Origin of the sequence: Pseudomonas quercus (assembly GCF_012033695.1) — a bacterium.
Taxonomy (GTDB): Bacteria; Pseudomonadota; Gammaproteobacteria; order Pseudomonadales; family Pseudomonadaceae; genus Aquipseudomonas; species Aquipseudomonas quercus.
In genome coordinates this window covers 25,426-48,454 of record NZ_JAAVJI010000017.1, presented here as the reverse complement: position 1 = coordinate 48,454, position 23,029 = coordinate 25,426, and the positions used below count along the sequence as shown (strand labels likewise).

Genomic DNA, 23,029 nt, shown 5'->3' with positions numbered 1-23,029 from the left:
ATGACCCAGCCCGCCCCTACCCCTATTAACGAAGCCGCCCGGCTGCGCCGCCTGGCGAGCCTGTGCCTTGATGGGCACACCCAAGACCCTGTGTTCGAGGACTTGATAGACCTGGTACAGGCTTACTTCAAAGCACCCATTGCGCTGATTTCCATCCTTGAAGGCCAGCACCAGTGGTTCAAGGCCAGCCGGGGTACGTGCGTAAAACAGACGCCACGTGAGATGTCCTTTTGTGGCTACGCCATTCTGGACGACAATGCCTTTGTGGTGCCTGATGCCACGCTGGATGAGCGCTTCCAGGACAACCCGCTGGTAACAGGCTCGCCCTATATCCGGTTTTACGCCGGCATGCCTTTGAAAACCGAAGACGGCTTGGGCCTGGGTACGTTGTGTGTGATCGATACCCAGCCACGGCCTCCCTTGAGCCCCACTGATGTTGGAGTATTGAAACGCTTTGCCTCACTGGTAATGCACAGAATCACCGGGCTGCGCACCTCTACCTTCTATGACCAGCACACGGGGTTGCTGAACCCGTTGCGTCTGGAGCACGACATTGCGGCACGGCGCCACCAGCCGCTGCAGTCGCTGGTGGCCATCGATATGGTGGCGCCGCAGATGCTCAACGACATTGTAAAAGCCTTGGGTTATGAGTTTTCACTGCACCTGATGCGGGCGATGCATGCCGAACTCATCAAGCTGCTACCCGCTCAAACACCTATTTACCGGATGAGCCACACCCGGATCGGGTTTTTCATGGAAGGCGGCCCCAGCGCTGCCAGCAATGCGCTATTTAACAGTATCGCGCAGCGCTTCAAGCGGCCCTTGATGTGTGAGGGCATTCCTATCCAGACCCAGATCGGCATCGGCGCTATTGAGCTGGATTACCAGCAACCCGGCATGCCTAACTGGGTACGCAAGGTGATTGGGGCTTCGGATGACGCCCGCGTCAATGGCAAAGGCTGGGCCTGGTATGAGGCAGGCCTGGGGCGGGCGCAGCAACGCACGTTCCTGCTGCTGAGCGCGTTGGCCGAGGCTTTGCAAAGCTCGGATCAACTGCGCCTGGCCTACCAGCCACGCTTCGATACGCAGAGCGGCCAGATGCTGTCGGCTGAGGCATTGCTGCGCTGGGAACATCCATTCCTGGGTGCGGTAAGCCCTGGCGAATTCGTGCCGCTGGCTGAACGAACGTCCATGATCCGCCCTTTAAGCCTATGGGTTATTCGGCAGGCAGTGGCGCAAGCCGTGAAGTGGCACCGGGCAGGCAACAGCTTGAAGGTGTCAGTAAACGTCTCCGCCGTAGACCTGGATGGCCCCCACTTCACCGACACCTTGCTAGGCCTGCTCGCCGAGAGCGGTTTGCCACCGCGCCTGCTGGAACTGGAGTTCACCGAGAGCGCCCTATGCAGAAGCCCTGAGCAGGTTCGAGAGCAGCTGGAACGGCTGCGCCTGATTGGCATCGATGTGGCCATCGATGACTTCGGCACGGGCTACAGCAACTGGACTTACCTGCGACAACTACCCGCCACGGCCATCAAGCTGGACCGTTCGCTGATCTGCAACATCACCCAGGATGAAACAGACCGTCGGCTGGTGGAAACCCTTATCGAGCTGGGGTCACAGCTGGGGTATCGCATCGTGGCTGAGGGCGTTGAGACAGCGGCCACGCTGGACCTGCTTGAGCAGGTGGGCTGCCATGAGGTACAGGGCTATCACCTCGCGCGCCCCATGGAGTTGCAGGCCTTCGAACGGTGGCGGGCTCAGCGCCCAGGCCGCGCCACCAGCGCCACTGCCTTGTAAAGGCTACCGGTTGACGCCGTTAGCCTTGAACAACCAGGTGAACGCCTGCTCCAGAGTGGGCGAAGCGGTCTCCAGAGGGGCAGCGGCGATTTGCTCTGACGTGCGTTGGAACAAAGCTTTCACACCCGGGAGCACTGCCACGGGCATATGGGCGGCCTGAAGCTGGCGCTCGGCCTCTTCCACCTCCTTGAGACGGCGAGGCGCGTGCACCACGTGGGTACGGATCAAGGTGCCTAGAAACGACTGGAGGCTGGCCTGGTCAATGTCGCTCAACGCCTCATGTAACTGGTCGGTCACGCCCTGCTGTTCCGCCGCCATGAAGCACTCTATGGTCAGCGCTTCCAGCCCCTTGGTGAACACACTGCGCAGGATCTTCAACGCTGCGGCATCCCCAGCCGAGCCCCCGTCAACCTGTTTCAAGGGCGCACCTGCTGAGGCATAGAGGTCCAGGGCCTGGGCGATTCCAGCGCCAGCCGCGAGCAGGTTGGTTTTTTCGTGGGTCAAGGCAATGGCCCCCAGGATAGCAACGTCCACGTAGTCAATCCCACGTTCCAACGCGATGCCCGCGGCCTGGCGGATCTGAGCAGGGTCTGCCGTGGTCATGTCCACGTACAAGGCCCCTGGGGGCATGGCTGCGAAGGCCTGCTCCGCCACGGTCAGCGACACAGTGCCGAACACGCAAGACACCACCGCTTCGCAGCCAGACACAGCCTCGGCAATGGACGTGAACAGCGCCAGCCCCTGCTCGTCAGCGAATGCACTGGCGAGCGAGGAAGGCTTGAGGTCGCACAGCACAATCTGATGACCAGCCGCCACCCATGGGCGTGCATAGGTCAGGCCGACTTCGCCAGCACCGATGATTGCAATCTTCATTATTTATCGTCCACTTCAATGGGCGGCATAGGCGCCTTTGTAGGTTCCGGCAGCAATTTGCGCCATCATGTCCGCTTCTTTGCGTTCTGTTGCCAGGCATTGCTCCAGCAGGGTATGCGCCTGGGCAGCGGGGAAGGCTACGATCCCGTCATGGTCCCCGACCACGATATCCCCTGGTGAGATGATCAAGCCGCCAATGCTTACCGGTACATTGATATCACCCGGCCCGTTTTTATAAGGCCCCCGATGGTAGCCCGCACGCGCGAACATCGGAAAGCTGCCTCGGCCAATGGTCGCCAGGTCGCGGATAGCGCCATCCACCACCACACCCACCGCCCCTCGCTTCTGGGCGATGGCGGCCATGATGTCCCCCATCAGCGCCCGGCTCACATCGCCTCCTCCGTCTACCACCAGCACGTGCCCCGGGCCTATGAGTTCGAGCGCTTGGTGAATGGCACGGTTGTCACCCGCAGGCACTTTCACGGTCAGCGCGATGCCTGCCATGGTGCCCTCTATGCGGTGGAACGGCTGCAAGGGCGCTCCCGGCAGCCGATCCAGGCAATCGCTGATGATCGAAGTGGACGTGCGAGAGAACGCTGCCACCAGTGTATCGATATCGGGAATTGAAGCAGTCAGGGTCATGGGTACGCCTCGGGTAGCAAGTCGTTCGAGGATAAAGCCGTATGGGAATAGAAAAAGCGATATTATGGGATGCCCATACATGCCCAGCAGGAATGAACATGATCAACTTGCGGCAGCTCCTGACGCTTCACTGGATCGAGCGCCTAGGCACCTTCGAACGCGCCGCTGAGCAGCTCAATACCACGCAGTCGGCCATTTCCAAACGGGTACAGGAACTGGAAGCCTCCACCGGGCTCAAGCTGTTCGACCGCTCACAGCGTGGCGCACGGTTGACCACCGCGGGAGAAGAGCTGTTGGTGATTGCGCGGGAAATGCTTGGCCTGGCCGACCGCATCACGGCCTTGAAAGATGGCACCCATGTGACCACACGCCGGCTCAGGCTTGGCGTGACAGAACTGACCGCTTGGACGTGGCTGCCTCGGCTGGTCACCCGGTTGGTCGCTGATTACCCCGGCCTTACGGTGGCCCCTGAAGTGGACATGAGCCGCAACCTTCACGAGCGGCTGATGGACGACCTGATAGACCTGATCATCATCCCCGACACGTTCACGGCACCTGAGGTGACTAGCCTGCCCCTGGCCCACGTGGAAAATGCCTGGATGGCCGCCCCTGGGCTTATCCCTCATTCAGGGACGGTATCACTGGCCGAGCTGGCCCGGTACCCGATGCTGGTGCAGGGTAAAAAGTCCGGCTCTGGCCTGTTCGTCAACACCTGGCTGAGGGCACGGGGCATTGACCTGCCCCAGACGCTGTCCTCAGACAGCCTGATGGCCATGCTGGGCCTGACCAGCGCCGGGCTGGGTGTGACCTACCTGCCGCTGGAGTGCTTCCGGCCGTTCGTGGATGACGGCAAACTCACCGTCATCCACACTGAACCCGAGCTGCCGCCTGTTCCCTACATGGCCATGTACCGCAACGATCGCCCCTCGTCTTTTGTGGCAGAGGTGGCGGCTTTAGCGGCGACGCTGTGTGACTTCTCTACCCAACTGCAGCGTTGAGCGCTGCCAGCAAGGCGTTTACGGCCCGTTACGCCTGGGCAGGCTCCGCCCTTGAAGCAGGCTCTGAAATGGTCAGCACAAAGGCCAAAGCAGCCAATGAGCACACGCCCAGGAACAGGAATACGGCGGTCCAGCTATAACTGTCCAACAATAGGCCGGCCACCAGCGGCGCCATGGCACCACCGGCCTGGCCCGCCGTATTGACCACCGACGCGGCTACCGGGTAGGTGGCGCGTGTGGTCAGGCTCATGGAATACACGGAAAAAGACGAATACCCCACGTTCAGCAAAAAACCAGTCCCGAACAGCAGCAGGCTCACCGCGAGCAGGCCATTAGGCGCGTACACCAATGCGATCATCATGGCGCAGGTGGCCACGGCGCTGAGCATCATGGTGGGCTTTCTACGGCGGGCCAACAGTGTGTCTGAGAGCCAGCCCCCGACGATATTGCCCAGCACGCCGCCTACAAAAGGCAGTGCAGCCACAAAGCCTACTTGCATCAGTTCAAAATGCTTCACTTCGCCCAGGTATTTAGGCAGCCAGGCCAGCAGCACGTTGACCACGCCCGTCATCAACAGGTAGCCCAGGCCGCAGCCCCATACGTTCCAGGACCTGAACACCGAGCGCGATGTTTCCAAGGGGGCAACCGGTTTGTAGCGCAGGGCTTTGTCCCACGCACCGAAGTGCTTGTGTGCCTGCACTGGCCCGCTGCGCACTGCCGCCTGGCCTTCGATATGCTCGGCTTCGGCGTCGTTGACGCGCTTGGATGAGCGAGGTTCGTTGGGCACCATCCACCACCACACCAGGGTCATGATCACGCCAGGGATGGCAAAGGCGATGAACATGGTGCGCCAGCCGTCCAGCAGGATCAGCGCAGCCCCAATGGGCGGAGCAATCACTGCGCCCATTTTGGCCGCCGATAGAAACGCACCCGTGGCCGTGCCCTTCTCTCCTGGCGGGAACCAGCGATTGATAGTGCTGAGCATGGACAACGGCAGCGCCGCTTCCGCCAGGCCAAGGGCTGACCGGTAGACCTTCAGCAACAGGAAATTATGGGCTGTTCCGATCAGCAGCGTGACCACGGAGGTGGCTGCGATAGACACCGGCGCCACGAGCCGAACGCCCAGGCGGCTGAGCACGAAGCCTGCTGGAATCTGCCCTAGGGAATAGAACAGAAAAAAGGCACTGACCAGCAACCCGGCCTGCGCATTGGTGGCCCCAAACTCTTTCTGTATATACGGCAGTGCGATGCCGATATTGGCACGGTCTGCCGCAGCCAGCATGTACACCAGCACAATGACCCCAAGCACCACCCAGCGGTATCTGGACTGCTTGACCTGAGTTGCCGCTGCTGCTTGATCAGTTGCCTGAGTGGTCACGAATTCCGCCATAGGGCCCTCTGTTTCTTGTGTTTATTGGACCCTGGCAATAGTCAAGGTTTGCTGGAGATATAAAAGCGATAAATAAGCACAGCCATCCATTCCTATAAGGAACAAGAGCTCGAAATGCTAAATTCACCACTGTCTCCTGCATCCCGAAGCTGCTAATCACTACGAGCAGAGGTGATGCTGCTCGACCTGTGCCAACGCAGTGGATCCCGCGATAACCTGTTCGCCACCCTGAAACTGGCATAAATCATCTGCTGACGCTTCGCTGAAGCGGCCAGGTCAGTCAGTGGGGCCGACGGCCAACCTGAGGAGGGAAAAGCGAAAAGCGTGCAGCGGCTCGGGGATGTGCAAAACGCTACGTAAAGCTCTGGGGCATCCATAGCCCCCGACGGCTGCTATGACCGACATAGGATCAGACCGCGTCATCCCCACGAGGCTGGTCCGTAGCAGGCGGGGCCGAGCTGGAGGGCTGAACGGGGCCGGACGTGGCGGCTTGCCCCGGGTTCGAAGGCTGCAGAGTGGTCATCGGAATGTTCTGCGTTGGAGCAGCATTTGAATTGTTCGGCCGGCCAAAGCGGTTCCTCAGGCTCTGCAATTGCTGACCTGTGTAGTTGGCCGCAGTCCCGACACCACTGGACATGGCACTGCCTGCCGATCGCGAGTTGTCGGCGATGAAATCACCGGTGCGTTGCAGGCCCCGTCTGGAGGCCTGGGTAACGTCCACTACAACATTAGCACCTTTGGACGCCATCGCTGCGACAGCGCGCCCGCCAGTATTAAGCCCTTTGGTAACACCCTTTGCGACCTGATCGTTTTCGTTGACCGACTTGTTCAAGTTGCTCGTAATCGCTGCCACTAATTTGTCGACGAACGCCCAGATACCGAATGCGGCCGCACCCAGAACCTCTTTGAGCCCATCGGCGGCGGCTACGATCTGGGCCGGACTGAAGTTGTGGGCGCTCATCAGTTGGCGCAAGGCCGCCGGAGCCACCCCATAGGCGGCAAAGCTGGCGGCCAACGCCCCGGCTGCAGCCTGATTGTGCAACTGCCCCAGCTCACTGAATACTTCGCCCTTGAGCGCCGCATTGGCGAAGCCAGCGACGCCTTTGCCAGCACGGTCGGAAACATCCGTCAGTGTGTCCTTGGAGAAGAGCCAATCCATGGTCTGCAGGCTCTCGAAGGTTTTCAGCCACTCCTCATCCTGTTCAATGTCCTTGGGGGCACTGCCTTCAGGTACGGGGTCGCGACGGCCATACAGCATGGCCGGCCCGGCGATACCCCTTTGCCTGTCTAGGTACTGGTCATAGTGCGCGATGGCCACGCCTGCGATGACCGCCGTCAACGGCCGCAGGATATCCTCGATGTCCGTTGCCAGCTTCGCTTTGCCGGTTGATTCCAACCCTACGCGCACACCGAACACGGCTGTATTACGCGCCATGAACGTGCCTCCCCATTTAGCTAATTCCATGGCGGCGCTCATGAGGGCACCTTTGTCGTGGGCCGCGGTTATCGCGGCGCGAGAAGCCGCAAGAGAAGGGTGCACGTTTTCCGCGCCTGGGTTCAAGGTTTCTTCCGGCCTGAAGCCTTTCAACAACGGGTTGCTGCCGACATCCGCTGCCGAGGCATACAAGGAAGCCAAAACGTTCTGCAGGGCGATGTCCTTCAACGGCGTATCTTGAGGGTTATGATTAAGCGTATCCGGGTGCAGGTTGGTCGCAAGGGTCAAGCCGGAGAAGGGGCTGCCCCCCATTGTGGCCCTGATGGTTGTGAGCATCAGGTCCACGTTCTTGGCATTTTTCTCCGCTTTCTCCATGTGCGCGAGGCCATACCCCTTCTGCTGCAACCTCAGCGCGCGGTCGTTGGTAATGAGGCCCAGTTCAGCGTTGTCGCGGTTGTTTTCTTCCTGGGAGCCGGCAGTGGCGCGGTGCGGGTGAAAATAGGTTTGCAGCCGCCCCTGCATTTCCCTGCCTCGAAGGTTCAAATGCCCCTCTAGTGACGCCGCTTTATCGTTCATTACTTGGGTCGCGTGAGCGATGTCCGTCACCCGCGCGGCGGGTGTCGCCGGCACCGGGAGAGCAGGCGCCGTGGTGGAATGATGCTGTATGGCTGGATTGGTGATGCTGGGATTGATATTCATCATGTAGCCTCCTGAGTGAGCGAACCGGCAGGCTTCGAATTCACTGGGGCGTACGAGATAGAATACCCACACGCCTGCTCCACTCCCTTGAGGACTCGACCCGGTCACCTTTGGAGTGAAAAGCACGTTGCAACTGAGTGGCTGATAAGCGCGTGCGGTTCCAATGCACCAGGTGCGCGCCATCACCGCTCCAGCAGGGTCCAGTGCCAGGCGATAGCCCACCCTCGTGCCTCGGTCACGGCCGACCACGGGGAAGTGGACGCCGCCCATCCATATACGCCTCTGTGCTTGCAAGGTTGTCAGAAAGGCCCTGCCCGCGCATGCTTTTGACACGGCAGCAGCAGGTAGGTTATCCAGTACAGGGCCTTCCTGCCTATTACACCCTGGAGACGCTGGATGCTAACGCTTGCCCCCCCGCCCAAGATCATTACCTTCGACTGCTACGGTACCCTGGTTCAATGGCACCATGCCGTGCAACAGGCCGCCGCTGCCCTTCTTGAAAGGCACCAGGGAGCCACGCCTCCACACGCGCAAGCTTTGGCATTAGCTGATCGGCTACGGGCGATCACAGTCGAGCGCCAGCAGCAGTCCCCGTTTTGTACCTATGACAATGTACTGTGTACGGGCCTTGAGCAGGCGCTTGAGGAAGCCGGGCACACGGCCACGGCCCAGGACATGAACACCCTGCTGGCAATCCTAGGCAGGATCCCCCCTCACCCGGAGGTGCCCGATGTGCTGGCTTGCCTGCGAGAGCGTTACCAGGTCGCGATCATCAGTAACACCACTGACCAACTGATCGCCGGCACGGTGAGCGCTTTGGGTACGCCTATCGACTTTGTGATTACGGCAGAGCAGGCACAAGCGTACAAACCCGACCACCGACTGTTCCTTCATGCACATGAAGTGATGGGGGTTACCAAAGAGCAAACGGTCCATGTCGCCATGGGCCAGTTCTCGGACTTGAAAGTGTGTAAGGAGCTGGGCATCCGCTGCGTGTGGATTAACCGCAAGGGCGAACCGCTCAATGCGGACTGGCAGCCTGATGCTGTCTTGAAAGACCTGTCCGGGCTGCCAGCACTGCTAACGCCATGAGCCTGTGCCCAGGCTAGCCACAGATGATTTTCGGGCACTGGCCAATACCACTATGGGGCCCGTCCGCGTAACTGGCGCCAGCACAGGCCATCAGCACAGAGAACACTACAATGCTTACCTTTTTCATGATGCACCTCATGTTTAGGTGGTGGTAAGGCACACAACCGTGTCTGCCCACTAGGTGGTGAGGCCCTCCTATTTGGTTCCCTCAGAGTTGACCCTATGCTTCACAGCCAGCTGATCCGGCGCTTGGACCTGCTCACCCTCCAGCTTTTCGTCGCGGTTCACGAGGAAGGCACGCTCACCCGTGCAGCGTCGCGTGAGGCCATTGCGGTGTCGGCCGCCAGCAAGCGCTTGATGGAATTGGAGGGCGCCCTGGGTATCGCCCTGTTCTCGCGTACCGCCAAGGGCATGGCGCTGACCGCTGCCGGAGAAACACTGCTGCACCACGCGCGTCGCATGCTGGCCGAGGTAGACAAAGTGGGCATCGAAGTTGGCGAGCACCTTCAAGGCCTGAGGGGGTATGTGCGCATGTTGGCCAACCTTTCGGCCATTATCGAGTTTCTGCCAGAGGACCTGCACCGCTTCGTGTCAACCCATGACCAGGTGAAGGTCGACCTGGAGGAGCGACCTAGCAACGGCGTTGTGGACGGGATCATCGATGGCGTGGCCGACCTGGGTATCTGTTCCATGGACAGCGACACCCAGGGCCTGTGCAGTGTGCCGTATCGCACTGATCGGCTGGCGGTGGTCATGCGCGGCGATCACCCGTTGGCCCATCACACCCAGGTGGCCTTTGCCGACACCCTGGCGTACGACCACATCGGCCTGCACGAGGCCAGTTCAATCAATCAGCGGGCTCACGCAGCCGCCAGAGCGCTGGGTACACCCCTACGAGTGCGCATTCACGTACCGGGGTTCGATGCCGTGTGCCGCATGGTCCAAGCCAACATGGGCATCGGGGTGTTGCCGCTCAGGGCCTATGAGCTGTTCGGCCAAGGCCTGGGGCTGACGGTGGTGGCGCTGAGTGACCCCTGGGCCCACCGCACCCTGATGTTGATAGCCCGGGAGCGCAATGGCCTGTCACCGGTGAGCCGCCTGCTGTTCGACCACCTGCAATCACCGCAACCTCTTTGAGAGCGTTCGCAAAGCGCGAACGCCTTTTTCCAATGCACGGTTGGCACCTTGCGCGTAGAAACCTCTAGGCTTGGGTCAAATTCCAAGAACCATCGAGGTTGCGCCATGACTGCACTGAGCGGTATCCGTGTGATTGAAATCGGCACGCTTATAGCGGCCCCCTTCGCCGCACGCATGATGGCCGAGTTCGGGGCCGAGGTGATCAAGATCGAAGCCCTCGGCCAAGGCGATCCCCTTCGCAAGTGGCGAAAGCTGCACGAAGGCACCTCACTCTGGTGGTACCTGCAATCGCGAAACAAGAAATCCCTGGCACTGAACCTCAAATCGGCCGAAGGCATCGAGATCGTCAAGCACTTGGCTGAAAGCGCTGATGTGCTGATCGAAAACCTGCGCCCTGGCGCCTTGGAAAAGCTGGGCCTGGCCTGGGATGTATTGCATGCGCTGAACCCCAAGCTGACCCTGGTACGCATCTCTGGCTACGGCCAGTCCGGCCCCTACCGCGACCGGCCTGGCTTTGGTGCCATCGGCGAAGCCATGGGCGGTATTCGCTACACCACCGGCAACCCCGATACGCCCCCTGCCCGTGTGGGCGTGAGCCTGGGTGACTCGCTGGCCTCCATGCATGCGGTGATGGGCGCACTGATGTCCTTGCTACGGGTAAAGAGCGGCCAAGGCGACGGCCAGGTCGTTGACGTGTCCCTGGCCGAGAGCGTGTTCAACGTCATGGAAAGCCTGGTACCCGAATACGCCATGCTGGGGCACGTACGCGAGCGCAGTGGTGGCGCCTTGCCCGGCATCGCGCCTTCCAATACCTACCCCACGGCAGACGGTGGCTACGTGGTGATCGCGGGCAACAGTGACCCGATTTTCAAGCGCTTGATGACCGCCATTGGCCGCCCCGACCTTGCCGAGCGCCCGGCCTTCGCTCACAACGATGGCCGCGCCCAAGAGAGCGACCTGCTGGACCAGGCCATCAGCGAATGGAGCGCCAAGCGCCCCATCACCCAGGTGCTTGAGGCCTTGGAACTGGCACAAGTGCCTGCTGGGCGTATCTACTCGGTGGCCGACATCGTGGCCGACCCCCACTACCAGGCCAGGGGCATGATCCTGGACACCGAATTACCGGGCGGTGCGGCGGTGAAAATGCCCGGCATCGTACCTAAGCTGTCGGCCACACCAGGCGTCGTGAATTGGCAGGGGCCGACCCTGGGGCAGCATACACAGGCTGTACTGGCCGAATTGGGCCTGAGCGACAGCGTTATCCAGCGGCTGAAAGACGAAGGGGTTGTGCAATGATCACCGATTATTCAGAGCGCATTGTTATCCAGGAAGTCGCACCGCGGGACGGCCTGCAAATCGAACCAACCTGGGTGGACACTGCAGACAAGATCAGGCTGATCGACCAACTTTCACTGGCCGGCTTCACCCGGATCGAGGCCGGGGCCTTTGTGTCGCCCAAGGCCATTCCGGCCCTGCGCGACGGTGAGGCGGTGTTTCAAGGCATCACACGCCGGCCAGGCGTTGTTTATGTGGCGCTGATCCCCAACCTGAAGGGCGCGCAACGGGCGCTTTACGCCAAGGCAGACGAGCTGAACCTGGTGCTTTCGGCCAGCCAGAGCCATAACCTGGCCAACATGCGCATGACCCGAGAGCAGTCGATGACAGGGTTTGCAGAGGTAGTGGCCTTGGCGAAGGCCCAGGGAACGCGCCTTAATGGCACCGTCGCCACCACCTTCGGTTGCCCGTTCGAAGGGCCCATCGACGAAACCGTAGTGCTGCGCCTGATCGACGCCTACCAGGCCTTGGGCCTACAGGGCGTGACCCTGGCCGACACCACCGGCATGGCGAACCCGCGCCAGGTGTACCGGTTGGTTAAGCAGGTGCTCAAGCAACTGCCCTCAGCGGCATTGACCCTGCATTTCCACAATACCCGTGGCCTGGGCCTGAGCAACGTGCTGGCGGCATACGAGGCAGGCGCCCGGCGGTTCGATGCCTCCCTGGGGGGGCTGGGCGGTTGCCCGTTTGCACCGGGCGCGTCTGGCAACATCTGTACTGAAGACCTGGTGAACCTGTGCGACGAAATGGGCATCGAGACGGGCATCGACTTGCCGCACCTGATCGAACTCTCCCGCACCCTGCCCGCCTTGCTCGGCCATGACATGCCAGGGCAAGTGGCAAAGGCCGGGCGCAATCAAGACCTTCACCCGCTGCCGTCAGCAGTGGCGTGAGCGGGGCCAGGCGGCCACGGCCGCCTACCAGACAACAACAAAAATAGAGCAGCCCACCGGGGGCTCGCCTGGAGAACACCCATGTCCGCATCTCTAGTTTCAGAAGGCCGTGGCGCCGCTGCTGTGGCCGATAATGAGAAAGCACTGATCGCAAAAGTGGCATGGCGCCTGATGCCGCTGATCATGGTCTGCTACCTGTTCGCCTTCTTCGACCGCATCAACATCAGCTTTGCCAAGTTCCAGCTGCAAGCTGACCTGGGCCTGAGCAATACCGCCTACGGGCTGGGCGCAGGGCTGTTTGTGGTGGGTTATGTACTGTTCGAAGTGCCGAGCAATATCATGCTGTACAAGGTGGGCGCCCGGCGTTGGATAGCGCGCATCATGATGTCTTGGGGCGTCGCTACGGCACTGATGGTCTTTGTTACCGCAGAGTGGCAGTTCTACGCGCTGCGCTTTTTGATCGGGGCCATGGAGGCTGGTTTTGCCCCAGGTGTGCTCTATTACCTGACCCTGTGGTTTCCCCAGCATTACCGCGGCCGCATTACCTCCACGCTGTTCCTGGCCTCCGCCTTCGCCGGCCTGATCGGTGCGCCGGTGTCGGGGCTGGTGCTGGGCCATATGGACGGCTTACTGGCCCTGCGCGGCTGGCACTGGCTGTTCCTGCTCGGTGGTCTGCCCTGCCTGGGGTTGGGCCTGCTGGTGCTGTTTACCCTCAAGGACCGCATCGCAGATGCCCACTGGTTGACCGACACCGAAAAAGCCTACCTGGCCAGCCGTATCAGCGACCACGCCCCCCAGCAGCACGGCTCGTTGCTGTCAGCCGTCAAACTCCCAGGCTTTCTGATGCTGGGCTTGATCTACTTTCTGATTCAGGTGGCCTCCTATGGGCTTAACTTCTGGGCCCCCCAACTGATTCGCAGCGCCGGCACAGAAAGCCCCACGGTCATTGGGTTATTGACCGCCATCCCTTACATTTTCGGCGCCGTCACCATGGTAGTGGTTGGGCGGTTATCCGACGCGACCGGCGAACGGCGCAAATTCGTAGGCGGCTTGGTGGTGATGGGCGCCTTGGGCTTCTTCAGCGCTGGCGTGTTCGCCAGCCATACGGTGTTGCTGACTGTGTCGCTGGCGCTGCTGGGCAGCGGCATCATTGCCTCTATCCCAGCCTTCTGGGCCCTGCCCCCTAAGCTGTTGGCCGGTGCAGGCGCAGGGGCGGCCGGCGGCATCGCGCTGATCAATACCCTGGGCCAGTTCGGCGGTATCGTCAGCCCCGTGATGGTGGGTTACATCAAGGACCTCACAGGCAGCACAACACCGGCGCTGTATGTGATCGGTGGCACGTGCCTGCTGGCCGGCGCCCTGCTGATGTGGGGGTTGCCGCAGGCGTTGAGGTCGCTGGACCACCGATAGCAGCGCAATTTTTGACCAGGGCGGCTTGCCGTGCGCTGCCCTGAGCTTGCCAGCCGCACCCTAGGCGGGGGCTAGCCGAACGTCCAGCAAGACGCATGTGCTTACGGCCTCACCTTGAAGGGGGCACAGCATAGTTTTATGAAAGCCTCATGAAAATACTCGAAAAATGGGAACCGGTTCGCGGAAATCGCCATACAGGGACTTCTAACGGACGAGATTTTCCAACATGACAGTGACTGATCACAGGCTGATAAATAGCAATAGGCTTCTCCTCGCCCACCCTGTACAGGCCTATCCATTGGATTCGATCACGACCCCTCAGGTCCGGGCCAACTACACCGACGCACTGACAGCCAGCTCACAAACTGGTCAGCCGACGGCCGCTAATGGAGCGATGCCTTCATCAATGCCGTAACGCCTGGGCAACACGTTTGTGCCTATGCACTTGCCCAGGGACACCTCACGGCTATTTTTACAACCTGCCAGCACTCAGGCTACCTGTCCCCGCCTGCTGCTCAGGAATAGACAAAGCAACAACCCAGTGAGCGAACACTTATGAATTACCGCAACCCCCATTCGTTTTCACAGCCTTTTGCTGGCCGTACATTCTTTAAGCCAGAACGTGAGGTTTCTCACACACCAGCCGCGACAGAAACGCCACCTCGCCTTGAGGGTACATCTGTGCCACAGCCTGCCAGGCATGTTGGGGCTACTGGAACCTCTTTAGCCGCGCGCGCGCGTACGGCAGACGCCCAAATCAAATTGGAAGCGTTTCGGGCAGGGCGAGCACTGAGCGAAGCCGACCGTGAACGCTTCGATGGCGTGCGTAGCACTGTTGATCATGCTTACAACCGCTGGCGCACCGCGTCAGAAGATGTGGATCTACCTGCCTTCGACGATGATGTCGCCAATCGCATCATCGAGTTGACTGAGCACGGTTACACGGGCAACCGCTTGGAAACACTGGAACAGAAGGGCAAGAAACTGGATGAGTGGGCTGATGCGACTGTAGGAGCGGCCAAGTCCACGCCTTTTGCCATAGCGAGCGCGCTAACCGACTTGGTGCCTGCCCTCAGTGGCGGCGCTCTAGTGACAGACACCTTTACCAAGGGTTACATCGTAGGTAGCATCAGCGCGATCTTCGACACGGCCGGTGGTGAAGCCTTAAGCCGGGCAATACACGATGCCTACTGGTTACGTATCAACAAAGCGGACCAAACCCCTTCGCTCAGTTATGACCCAGAAGCCAATAAGGTGCATATCGTTCACCACCAAGGTGAAATGTCCACAGCCATGCAAAAGGCCGTGGAGAACCTTGATGCCGAGATTGGCTTGGGCAAGAAGGTAGGCCAGGCCGCTTTGTCCTTCCAAATCAGCTATACCGCGCGCAACGTGGCCCGCATCTTCATATCCCCGCTTGCATCGCTTGTGCTAAGTGAAGCCACCGTGTCCAAGATTGACACAGGCGTGGCGGCTGCTGGCGGCATGATGGCGGGCGCCGGTGCCTACCTGGGGCTAGGCCATTTTGCCCATAAAAACGGGATAGCCGATTTTTCAGCGCTGTTAAGCCGACGTGACTTCATTGACCGCCTGGATCAGTTGGAGAAGACCAGCCTGAACCATCAGGCCAAAAATGCCCTGGTACGGGCCTCGAAAGTACCGATCGACATCATGACCGATGGCACTAGCGCTTTGCAGGCGGTATTCACTCTGGAAAACCTGGTGGCCGAAGCCGTCCCATTAGCAGGCGGCATCGCCTCGATCTTTATTGCCAAGACCAAGATCGCCACGTCTCTTGCGCTTCAAAACTATTCAACGGCGAGCAGGCTGGCGCTGACTCAACTAGGGGGGGCTGTGGTTATGTTACCGGTACTGGGGCTGTGGCCAGCGGCCTCCATTGTCACTAACCATTACAAGAAGCCGGCGGCTGACATGATCCACAAGCGGTTCCACCAACAACCTGTAGGTGTCAGCGGGTCCGGGGTGGTCGACTTTGGGGCGGGAGAGCTATCTGGCCCACGCGCCAAAGGGGCAATGCCGCGTACTGCCATGAAACAGCAGCGCAGAGACGCTGTGGCGTTACCTCCCCAGCTAAACCGGCGTTCATTCGAGTTATTGCCACGCGAAGAGGTATAGGCTCATGCCTTAAAGCAAGACGCTGACCCGCCTGGAACGCTTATGTATTGTCTATCCAGAGCTGGGTCAGCCTAATAAACGGGCTGCCTCCATGGCTGCCGCAATGCGCGCGGCAGGTAAAGCCCGTTAAAGGCCTAGGTCGCTCAAGCCAGGATGGTCATCCGGGCGCCGCCCCAACGGCCAGTGGTACTTGCGCTCGGCCTCGGTGATCGGCAGGTCGTTGATGCATGCAAAGCGCCGCTGCATAAGCCCGTTAGCGGCGAACTCCCAGTTTTCGTTACCGTAAGAGCGGAACCAGTTGCCCGAGTCATCATGCCATTCATAGGCATACCGCACGGCAATACGGTTATCCGTAAAGGCCCACAGTTCCTTGATCAACCGGTAGTCCAGTTCCTTGCGCCACTTGCGCTCAAGGAAGGCTTGAGCCTCGGCACGGCCGTTGATGAATTCGCTACGGTTGCGCCAGTAGGTGTCCGGTGTATACGCCAGGGCCACCTTGGCGGCATCCCGTGAATTCCACCCGTCCTCAGCGCCCCGCACTTTCTGGATGGCGCTCTCTAGCGTAAAGGGTGGCAACGGCAAGCGTTTTTCTTCTGTCATGTCTCGCCCTCAGAATGGTTTGTACGGCAGGAATTTGCCGTCCAGGGTGATCACGGCACGCGCCCCGCCTTCCGGGTCTTCGACCTTCTTGATATCCAGCTTGAAATTGATCGCGCTGATGATGCCATCCCCGAATTCTTCATGCACCAGGGCTTTGAGGGTGGTGCCGTACACCTGAATCATTTCGTGAAAGCGGTAAATGGTCGGGTCACTGGACACGTCTTCAGCATTGCTGCGCATCGGTAGGGTTTGCAGTTGGCCCACGGCGTCGGCCTCCAGCCCAAGCCGCTCTACTACTACTTCGGCAACGGCGTGCGGCAAGGGGTGCTTGCCAAGCAAGGCGGCGGTCACGTAGACCACGCTTAACCCCGTGCCCTCGGCTAGGGAAGCCCAGGTAAGGTTTTTCGCAGCCTTGGCTTGCAAAACGTTTTGGGTAAGGGTGTCACGTGGCGAACTGGAGCTGTCGCTGTGGGGCATGTCCATTCTCCTAAGGGCGTTGGATACAGCATCTCGCTTGCGCTTTATAATAGCCAAGACTCGTTTATGATGGCTTCAATAACCCTACCTTATGGTGAAGCGGTGCTGTTGCGTCATGTGCGTTACCTCCTGGCCGTTGCAGATCATGGCAATTTCACCCGTGCCGCCGAGGCGTTGCATGTGTCTCAGCCGGCCCTTTCGCAACAGGTTCGGCAACTGGAAAGCAACCTGGGCGTTGTGCTGTTTGATCGCAGTGGGCGAGCCGTTGTCCCCACTGATGCAGGGCGCGTGTACCTGGAGCACGCGCGCCGTGCCCTTTTGGAGCTGGACGCCGGCAGCCGTGCGATGCTGGATGTCAGCGACCTGTCCAAGGGCCAGCTGCGCCTGGGTGTGACGCCCACCTTCAGCGAATACCTGGTAGCGCCATTGATTGACCGCTTCAATGCTTTGTACCCTGGGGTTGCCATCACCCTTATGGAACTGTCACTTGAGCAGATTACAGAGGCCTTGGTCGGCAATGCGCTCGACCTGGCGATAGGGTTTACGCTGGATCAGCACACTGACATCGATAGCCAGCCGTTGTTCCAGGAGCACCTGTGCTTGGTGGCCGCTGACGCCTACCCACGGGTGAGCCTCCCGCTAGCCTCCAATGACCTGCCACCCTTGCGATTTGCCTTGTTGGCAAAGGGCTTTGCCACGCGCACGTTGATAGATGCCTGGTGCCAGGCGCTTGCGTTCAAACCACAGGTTTTGCTGCAAGCCGATTCCATTGCCATCGTGCTTAAGGTGGTCAAGCAAGGCCGCCTGGTGACCATCCTTCCTGAGGCCATAGTGCGTAATCAAACCGGTTTGCGCACTATGGCTACCCTCCCACCGCTTCCGAGCCGCACCGTGGCGCTGTTACGCAGAAAAGGCGCCTACCAAAGCACGGCTGCGGCGGCCTTTGCGAAACTGCTCGATGAATGGGTGACGCTTGGGCAAAGCCTACCCCGACGGTAGCGTTTCACCTGGAAGGTTTATCCATCAGCTCAAGTAAGTCGTAAGCCGCATCCACCCGTGCAGCAATGGGATAATTGCGGTTGGCCAATATCACCACGGCGACCCGGCGTGTCGGTACAAACAGCGCATAGGCCCCGAAGCCATTGGTAGAGCCTGTCTTGTTGAACAAGCGAGCGTGGTGCGTTGATACCGGCGATGGCAGCCAGTCGACCCGCCGGGGTTCCAGGGCCATGGCAGGCGTGTTGCCGGCGAGCAACGTGGCCTTGGGTAGCGGGTAATCATAGCTTTCCCATCCCAGGCCTTGCGTCATGGGGCCACTGCGATAATACCCCTGCTGGGTGGTAAGCATCGCCTGGGCCAGAGGCGATGGCAACGCGCCTGGGTCAAGGTTGGCGTCTACAAAGCTCAGCAGGTCACCTGCCGTGGTCTTGATGCCATACGCTTGCTCGGAATAGACGCCCGGGTTCACGCGCAGGGGTTCATCCTGTTTGCCGTGCCCCCAGGCGTAATGGTTTTGGGCGGCTGCTGGCACTTGAAGGTAGGTGTGCTCCAGCTTCAATGGTGTGAGCACCCTGCGTTGCAACGCCTGGGCATAAGGCGCGTTCAAGCGTTGTGCAGCCAAGGCCCCAAACAGGCCGATGCTGGGATTGGAATACAGGCGTTGGCTTCCTATAGGAAACAGCGGTTGGAAACCCTTGTAGAACGCAGTGGCCTGGCGCTCATTATCAATGCCTTGAGGAAACTGCAAGGGAAGCCCCCCAGCACTGTAGGTTGCCAATTGCAGTAACGTGGCGCTGCCAATGGGGCTTTTTGCCAAGGCAGGATTCACCTGCGCTGCGGGCGCCTCCAGTCGCAGGTGGCCGGTTACCGCTGCATAGGCACCCAGCGTAGCGGCGTAGGTTTTGCTCAAGGAGCCAATTTCAAATAGGGTATTGGCCTCCACGGGCTGGCCGCTACGGCGGTCAGCTACGCCGAAGTAGTAAAACCGGCGGGCGGTCCCCGGCCCGCTGAGGCCTATGGCGAGCCCTGGCAAGTCTTGAGCCTTGATGAGCGCACGAGCGATGGCTGTGACCTGGGTATCGATGTCAGGCGGGGCTGCGCCCGCGGAAAGCGGCGCTAGGAACATTAGCGTCAATAGCAGAAAACGGTTCATACACAAAGCTGCTCCAAAGGGTTCAGGCCAGGCACTGAGGCGCTTTCAAGGGTACTGCAGCACGGCCTTCAACCTATCCAGGTTGTGCTCGACCCAGCTCCGGTCGATGGCGCCCCAGTCACGGATTCGGTAGCAGCCGCTGTGATTGCGCGCGCCCTGAGCCTGCTCGAATTCACACACGATATCCAGCTCTGCCAGGGCAGCCAAGGTGTCCTGGGCGGTGCGCCTCGGCATGCCCGTTACCTCTGTGAGCGCAGGGATGCTGCTCGCTATGCCACTGTCAATCAGGTAAGCCACGTACAGGCGGCGATAGAAACTGGTGCGGGTTTTACTGGCATCCATGGGCAACGTCCGGTCAGGTGGCGAGGTCACGCCAGGTAAGGTAGACCCGCAGGTCGAATTCCAGCTGGTGGTAGCCAGGCTGCATGTGTTCACAGAGCTGGTAGAACGCCTTGTTGTGGTCGGATTCCTTCAGGTGCGCCAGCTCATGCACCACAATCATTTTCAGAAACTGTGGTGCGGCCTCCTTGAACAAGGCGGCAATACGAATTTCTTTCTTGGCCTTGAGCTTGCCGCCCTGAACACGGGAGATGGCCGTGTTCAGCCCAAGGGCGCGATGGGTGAGGTCCAGACGGTTATCGAACAGCACCTTGTCGGGGCTTGGCGCGTTGCGCAGGTGCGCCTGTTTGATGTCCAGCACATAGCCATACAACGCCTTGTCGCTTTGTACCTCGTGCCGCTCGGGATAGCGCTGTTGCAGGTAATCACCTAGGCGTTGCTGGTCGATCAGCTGGCGCACCTGGGCTTGCAGGGCGGCGGGATAGGCTTGCAGGTATTTAAGCGGGGGCATGGCGGCAATGGGGTTGGAGATAGGAGGTGCTAGTGTATCTCAGGTGTCTCAGGGGTTGCAGTCGCCTTCGCTTGCAGGGTCTGTATTGGCGGACCCTATCCGCACCTACCCTCTTTGGCCATCACGCAACTACAATTATCCAAGTGTCTAGTGAAATAATCAGGGGCCAGATCCAGATTTTCCTTGGGGACTCACAACGTTTGCCCACAACCCGATAGTTCTCTGTCTGCAGCGCTGGCCGCTAAAGAGTTTTGTAAATCCCGATACCATAGTCCAGTATCATAGGCAATTGTTACCAGAGAGGTCTCTTTATTATGTTTGACAGCGGCCAAACGTAGGGCCGCTGATAGGCATGCAGCGGCAGTATTTCCAACAAAGATTCCGCTTTGCATATAGAACCAGCGTTGTGCCGCCAGCATCTCGTCACGCTCAACATAACTTCGGCTATCTACCAGAGCCCAGTCCAGAAAAGGTGGACATACGCCCACGGCAGCCCCTTCCAGACGATGCTGCAGGAAAATGCCTGTTTTTGAATCACAGCCTGAGGGATCGACGAGAACAGTGCTAACGTCAAACCCGTGGTCTTTAAGGCCGAGCGTAAGCCCAGTAAAGCTTGCACCAGTGCCTGCGCAACCAACAAACAGCAGTTTTTTCCCAGCACCTGCTTCTGTAAGTTGATGAGCGAGTTCAGCGGCAGTATGGTAGCGATGGGCTTCGACACCAGCATGGTTATTGAATTGATCCGTATAGTAGTAAGACTTTCCCATCTCAGCCTGATTCTTAAGGTGATGGTGAACTACGTCTTTTGGTGATGCTCCGGCGGCTAGCATGTCCAAACCGATCAGCTTTGCGCCAAAGCACTCCAGTAGCTCCCTTTTATTTTTGTTGCAGCCCAAACCTACCGCCAGCTCTACCAAAACGTTGTATTTAAAGCAGGCGGCTACCAAACCAAGCCCAAAGTTACCTCCAGTTTTCTCAATGACAGTTGTCAGGCCCGGGGTAATTTCACCACTAAGTACTGCTGCTTCGATGATAAGGCTGGCAGCACGATACTTATGACTCCCTCCGGGATTATTCATTTCCAGCTTAGTAAAAATTCTATCGCCAACCCTAACAAGTTTGCTCATGTTTTTCTCAACCTATCAACCCGGCGAATGATTATTTTTTAGCAACTTAATGGTGCCCCACAACAATACAATACACAGCGCCATGCAAAGGATATTGGTCCCTTCCCAACCCAAGATATCGAATAATAACGAGGGCGTAAAAGCCCCTACTGTCGCGCATATCGCGATGGCTAAATCGCTCTTACCTTGCATCTTCGTAGCCGCAGATAAATCCATAAGGGGCCGCGCAAGCATGGCACCGCCGCCAATATAAGTAAGATTCCAACCAAATCCCAGTATGATTAGCGATGACACCATCATGATGTAAGTACTTGATCCTATATTAATTAATGTGCAACCTACAAGCATGACCAACCCTGCACAAAGGGTTATTTTTTCTCCAAATTTATGAATTATTGAACCAGAAAAAAACGAAGGCAAAAACATGGCTAATACATGCCACTGAATCGAAATACGAATATTTGAAAAATCTTCGCCCATGCCCCTCATATGTAGGGAAGACTGTATCATAAGCAAATTCATTACCCCGTAACCTAGCCCTGCAACTGCTATGGCTATCCCAATTTCTCGCGTTGTCAAGGGTGCCTGTAAGGCGGCGGCCTTGCCACTTTCTCTCTGAAATACAGCTACCACAACTTTTTTAGGTAAAAAAGTGGCGACCAACGACGATAAAAAGGCCAAGCCTATAAAAGAGGCATAGCATAGGGAAAAGAGGGAATAACCCCCAACCTCCCTGAACAGTTCGGTAAGTGTCGGCCCCACCACAGCAGCAATGATACCGCCGGCCACCACCAAGGAAATGGCCTTGGGCTTCAAGCTCGGATTAAGGTTATCAGCTGCAGCGAAACGACTGAAATTCGCGACTGCTATGTATATTCCAAGTGCTGAATGGCTCAATACCAGCATCGCGAAATTTTTATTTTCCACTGCCCAAAAACCAATGAACCCTGACCCTGCCAAGGGTATAGCGCCAAGTATGAAAGTCTTTTTTCTTCCTATCCTGCTCATCAACCTGGAAGCTGGGTATGTAGCCAGTAGCAAGAAAAGAAACTGGAAGCCGTACGGTACTGTCGACAGTGCGGCTACAGGTGCTAGGGTTGAGCCGACTATAGCGGCCATTGTGACTGACATAACTGCAGTTGTCAGATTGATGGATTGGGCAACGAAGTACAGGTACGTATAGCGGGGCAACTCATTTTTCATACCGACGTCTCGTGATAAAGAGACAAGTCGATTTCGGCGTAGGGGAACTTACAAGTCAGCCTTTCCTTTCCTTTGCCTAAACGCTTTCTATGCACGCTCAAAGCGCCGATCAAACGGGGGCGATCTAGGTGCGTACCCCCGCAAGGTATCTCGATACCTTGATACTTCCAGAGACGTGCGTCTTCAATACCTTGAACCGCATGATTTTCAATCACTCCATTGCAGAAAATCCATTCATTTGCCTTGCGCTCCACCTCAGCAATATCGTCAGCGCAGAATACTTCCTGAACCATGAAATCAAAACGTGCGGAATCTTCTTTTATGTGGCAGCCAATGGTCCACTGTTTTAGGTCCTCACGAAGACTAACGGCTGCGGCATACAGGAAGTGGCTGGCACTGTGGGATAGTGTCAACCACTCACGGCGTATGATGTCGATTTTGACTCCGGCGCTCATGCCTTCTGTAACATGGGCAAGTAGATAGAGGTCATCGGGGTGAATCATATGAAGTATGATTCCGCCAACTTTACCCCCTTTAAATCCTTTCAGCTGGATTGGGGAACCATAAAGCTTCTTGACCCAGATAAATCGTACGGTGCCAATAGGTAGGGTAATAGTACCAAAATCAGCCTCTTGCCCTCCTCCTTCTGGATAAGCGACTGTACTGGCAAGCTCAATAGCCTCTGGGTATACACGTACCACTTCAGTGATAGTAGACATCAGATATTGATCTTTATAATACAGCTTTTCCGTATTACGCAGCACTTTACTTTTTATAGCCATA

The 23,029-nt window shown here is 58.4% G+C and carries 21 protein-coding genes; 9 read left to right on the top strand and 12 right to left on the bottom strand.

Annotated elements, in window-relative coordinates; translation table 11 throughout:
• Complete coding sequence (locus HBH25_RS20665; protein WP_168085824.1) at nucleotides 1–1,797, top strand: sensor domain-containing phosphodiesterase; 1,797 nt, start codon at nucleotides 1–3, stop codon at nucleotides 1,795–1,797.
• A gap of 3 nt (nucleotides 1,798–1,800) precedes the next feature.
• Here HBH25_RS20665 and HBH25_RS20660 read toward each other — a convergent pair whose 3' ends face one another.
• Together HBH25_RS20660 and HBH25_RS20655 are read right to left on the bottom strand one after the other, a co-directional pair.
• Nucleotides 1,801–2,670 carry an NAD(P)-binding domain-containing protein gene (locus HBH25_RS20660; RefSeq protein WP_168085823.1) on the bottom strand — a complete coding sequence of 290 codons (870 nt, stop codon included), beginning with the start codon at nucleotides 2,668–2,670 and terminating at the stop codon, nucleotides 1,801–1,803.
• 15 nt (nucleotides 2,671–2,685) lie between these two features.
• On the bottom strand, nucleotides 2,686–3,312 hold the full coding sequence (locus HBH25_RS20655; RefSeq protein WP_168085822.1) for an RraA family protein: 627 nt from the start codon (nucleotides 3,310–3,312) through the stop codon (nucleotides 2,686–2,688).
• Between the two features lie 98 nt (nucleotides 3,313–3,410).
• Between HBH25_RS20655 and HBH25_RS20650 the strand changes: the two genes are divergently transcribed.
• Nucleotides 3,411–4,310 (top strand): LysR family transcriptional regulator, encoded by a 900-nt coding sequence (locus HBH25_RS20650; RefSeq protein WP_168085821.1) that lies wholly within the window; start codon nucleotides 3,411–3,413, stop codon nucleotides 4,308–4,310.
• A 28-nt stretch (nucleotides 4,311–4,338) separates the two neighbouring features.
• Here the strand turns inward: HBH25_RS20650 and HBH25_RS20645 are convergent, their stop codons facing one another.
• Both HBH25_RS20645 and HBH25_RS20640 read right to left on the bottom strand, forming a co-directional pair.
• Nucleotides 4,339–5,688: an MFS transporter gene (locus HBH25_RS20645; RefSeq protein WP_324616917.1), complete on the bottom strand. Its 1,350-nt coding sequence runs from the start codon at nucleotides 5,686–5,688 to the stop codon at nucleotides 4,339–4,341.
• A gap of 421 nt (nucleotides 5,689–6,109) precedes the next feature.
• Nucleotides 6,110–7,837, bottom strand: coding sequence for a hypothetical protein (locus HBH25_RS20640; RefSeq protein WP_168085819.1), 1,728 nt, complete (start codon nucleotides 7,835–7,837; stop codon nucleotides 6,110–6,112).
• Nucleotides 7,838–8,230: 393 nt separating this feature from the next.
• On the opposite strand from HBH25_RS20640, the gene HBH25_RS20635 reads away from it, so the two are divergent.
• The 6 genes from HBH25_RS20635 (at nucleotide 8,231) to HBH25_RS20610 (ending at nucleotide 15,837) form a co-directional block, all read left to right on the top strand.
• Nucleotides 8,231–8,926, top strand: coding sequence for a haloacid dehalogenase type II (locus tag HBH25_RS20635; protein ID WP_168085818.1), 696 nt, complete (start codon nucleotides 8,231–8,233; stop codon nucleotides 8,924–8,926).
• Between the two features lie 222 nt (nucleotides 8,927–9,148).
• A complete protein-coding gene (locus HBH25_RS20630; protein WP_168085817.1) occupies nucleotides 9,149–10,063 on the top strand; it encodes a LysR family transcriptional regulator in 915 nt (304 codons plus the stop codon).
• 105 nt (nucleotides 10,064–10,168) lie between these two features.
• The gene (locus HBH25_RS20625; RefSeq protein ID WP_168085816.1) at nucleotides 10,169–11,359 is read left to right on the top strand and encodes a CaiB/BaiF CoA transferase family protein; all 1,191 of its coding nucleotides are present in this window, start codon (nucleotides 10,169–10,171) and stop codon (nucleotides 11,357–11,359) included.
• Entirely contained in the window at nucleotides 11,356–12,291 is a 936-nt protein-coding gene (locus tag HBH25_RS20620; protein ID WP_168085815.1) for a hydroxymethylglutaryl-CoA lyase, read from the top strand. The genes HBH25_RS20625 and HBH25_RS20620 overlap by 4 nt, the downstream gene beginning before the upstream one ends.
• A gap of 81 nt (nucleotides 12,292–12,372) precedes the next feature.
• On the top strand, nucleotides 12,373–13,701 hold the full coding sequence (locus HBH25_RS20615) for an MFS transporter (RefSeq protein ID WP_168085814.1): 1,329 nt from the start codon (nucleotides 12,373–12,375) through the stop codon (nucleotides 13,699–13,701).
• Between the two features lie 762 nt (nucleotides 13,702–14,463).
• A complete protein-coding gene (locus HBH25_RS20610) occupies nucleotides 14,464–15,837 on the top strand; it encodes a hypothetical protein (protein WP_168085813.1) in 1,374 nt (457 codons plus the stop codon).
• Between the two features lie 126 nt (nucleotides 15,838–15,963).
• Here HBH25_RS20610 and HBH25_RS20605 read toward each other — a convergent pair whose 3' ends face one another.
• Nucleotides 15,964–16,437, bottom strand: a complete 474-nt coding sequence (locus HBH25_RS20605; protein WP_168085812.1) for a nuclear transport factor 2 family protein — start codon at nucleotides 16,435–16,437, stop codon at nucleotides 15,964–15,966.
• Between the two features lie 9 nt (nucleotides 16,438–16,446).
• A complete protein-coding gene (gene cynS, locus HBH25_RS20600) occupies nucleotides 16,447–16,914 on the bottom strand; it encodes a cyanase (protein WP_168085811.1) in 468 nt (155 codons plus the stop codon).
• Between the two features lie 66 nt (nucleotides 16,915–16,980).
• Between cynS and cynR the strand changes: the two genes are divergently transcribed.
• Nucleotides 16,981–17,913, top strand: coding sequence for a transcriptional regulator CynR (cynR, locus tag HBH25_RS20595; RefSeq protein WP_168085810.1), 933 nt, complete (start codon nucleotides 16,981–16,983; stop codon nucleotides 17,911–17,913).
• A gap of 4 nt (nucleotides 17,914–17,917) precedes the next feature.
• On the opposite strand, the gene ampC is transcribed toward cynR, so the two are convergent.
• The 6 genes from ampC to HBH25_RS20565 all read right to left on the bottom strand — a co-directional run bounded on the left by ampC (nucleotide 17,918) and on the right by HBH25_RS20565 (nucleotide 23,028).
• A complete protein-coding gene (gene ampC, locus HBH25_RS20590; protein ID WP_168085809.1) occupies nucleotides 17,918–19,066 on the bottom strand; it encodes a class C beta-lactamase in 1,149 nt (382 codons plus the stop codon).
• Nucleotides 19,067–19,111: 45 nt separating this feature from the next.
• A complete protein-coding gene (locus HBH25_RS20585; protein ID WP_168085808.1) occupies nucleotides 19,112–19,408 on the bottom strand; it encodes a winged helix-turn-helix domain-containing protein in 297 nt (98 codons plus the stop codon).
• A 13-nt stretch (nucleotides 19,409–19,421) separates the two neighbouring features.
• Nucleotides 19,422–19,916: a M48 metallopeptidase family protein gene (locus HBH25_RS20580; protein ID WP_168085807.1), complete on the bottom strand. Its 495-nt coding sequence runs from the start codon at nucleotides 19,914–19,916 to the stop codon at nucleotides 19,422–19,424.
• 191 nt (nucleotides 19,917–20,107) lie between these two features.
• Complete coding sequence (locus HBH25_RS20575) at nucleotides 20,108–21,043, bottom strand: pyridoxal-phosphate dependent enzyme (RefSeq protein WP_168085806.1); 936 nt, start codon at nucleotides 21,041–21,043, stop codon at nucleotides 20,108–20,110.
• Between the two features lie 15 nt (nucleotides 21,044–21,058).
• On the bottom strand, nucleotides 21,059–22,246 hold the full coding sequence (locus tag HBH25_RS20570; RefSeq protein WP_168085805.1) for an MFS transporter: 1,188 nt from the start codon (nucleotides 22,244–22,246) through the stop codon (nucleotides 21,059–21,061).
• On the bottom strand, nucleotides 22,243–23,028 hold the full coding sequence (locus tag HBH25_RS20565; RefSeq protein ID WP_168085804.1) for an alanyl-tRNA editing protein: 786 nt from the start codon (nucleotides 23,026–23,028) through the stop codon (nucleotides 22,243–22,245). Before HBH25_RS20565 ends, HBH25_RS20570 begins: the two co-directional genes overlap by 4 nt.
• Nucleotide 23,029: the final 1 nt, after the last annotated feature.